This window comes from Microcystis sp. LE18-22.4A (assembly GCF_027531105.1).
GTDB classification, from domain to species: domain Bacteria; phylum Cyanobacteriota; class Cyanobacteriia; order Cyanobacteriales; family Microcystaceae; genus Microcystis; species Microcystis aeruginosa.
This window is the reverse complement of the sequence record NZ_JAPZRB010000015.1, coordinates 1-1,389: the sequence shown is the minus strand read 5'-3', so window position 1 is coordinate 1,389 and position 1,389 is coordinate 1. Positions and strand designations below refer to the sequence as shown.

Sequence of the window (1,389 nt, the reverse complement as noted above, 5' to 3'; positions counted from 1 at the left end):
CTAATAGATATAACCACCGCTTAAGACCTTTTTCAGCTTTTTTCTCTCTCCTCCCCCCTCCCCTTCTCCCCACTCCCCCCCTCTCCCTAGGGTTGATTCAAGGTAGGGTTGATTCAAGGTAGGGTTGATTCAAGGTAGGGTTGATTCAAGGTAGGGTTGATTCAAGGTAGGGTTGATTCAAGGTAGGGTTGATTCATGAATCAACCCTACCCTTGATAAGGGGGGTGTCTGATAATTTTTAACTACCTACTTAATTATCTTGCTACAATCAAAAAACAACCATCTATTAAAATTAAAAGACAATGGTTAGTTATCTTGATATTGACGACGATCTTCTTTTCCCCGATAGTGATGGTCAAGCGATGGCAGATAATACCGAACAATATGAGTGGATTGTTAAAATTAAGGAGAATTTAGAGATTATCTTTGCCGATGACCCTAGGGTGTTTATTGCCGGAGATTTACTCTGGTATCCTCTGCGTTCTACTTTGGTTTCACCGGTTGCTCCCGATGTCATGGTAGCTTTTGGTCGTCCCAAAGGACGGAGGGGTTCCTATCGTCAATGGCAGGAAGAAAATATCGCTCCTCAAGTGGTTTTTGAAATTCTATCACCGAAGAATACAAAAGCAGAGATGAGTCGAAAATTAGAGTTTTATGACACATATAGCGTAGAAGAATACTATTTATATAACCCGATGCGCTGTCGTTTACAAGGATGGCAAAGACAGGGAAAAACTTTAAGAGAAATTATCCCCATCAATGACTGGATAAGTCCCCGTTTAGGTGTGCGTTTTATCTGGAATAAATCTAGTTTAGAATTGTATCGTCCTGATGGAGAGAAATTTTTAACAACTGTTGAGTTAGAGTCTCAAATGCGTCAAGAAAAGAAACGTGCCGATAAAGAAAAGAAACGTGCGGATCGACTAGCGGAACGCTTACAGGCGTTAGGATTAAGTTTAGAAGAAGAATAATACCATCCATTACTTTTGAAAAATGGTATTTAGGGTTTGCTGAAAGAGTTTTTCGTGGGGGCAGGGTGTGGGGTGTGGGGTGTGGGGTGTAGGGTTTTACCCATTTTCAGGGGGTCAATTACCTAATTTTCAGGGAAAAAGTGCCTAAATTTCCCCCCCGATCACCCCAATGTCTGGCACTTTTTGATGGGAAAAAAGTCTAAAAGTCTTATACAACAAGGTTTTTAGATTTATTCAGCAAACCCTATACTAAATCCAGTTATTAAAAACTGATTATTTAGGGCTTGCTGAATAATGGTAAAACCCTTTTAAAATAAAGCTTTTGACCTGTTAAAGTCCGATGTTAGTGCAAGAAAATAGGATTGGGACTTTCAAAAACCTTGCATTATCCTTCTTGTAGTACATCGCTTGGTACAAA

At 39.9% G+C, this 1,389-nt stretch carries 1 protein-coding gene; it reads left to right on the top strand.

The window, feature by feature from the left end; genetic code table 11:
• The first annotated feature begins 302 nt into the window (after positions 1-302).
• Positions 303-971, top strand: a complete 669-nt coding sequence (locus O9295_RS00600) for a Uma2 family endonuclease (RefSeq protein WP_288030923.1) — start codon at positions 303-305, stop codon at positions 969-971.
• Positions 972-1,389: the final 418 nt, after the last annotated feature.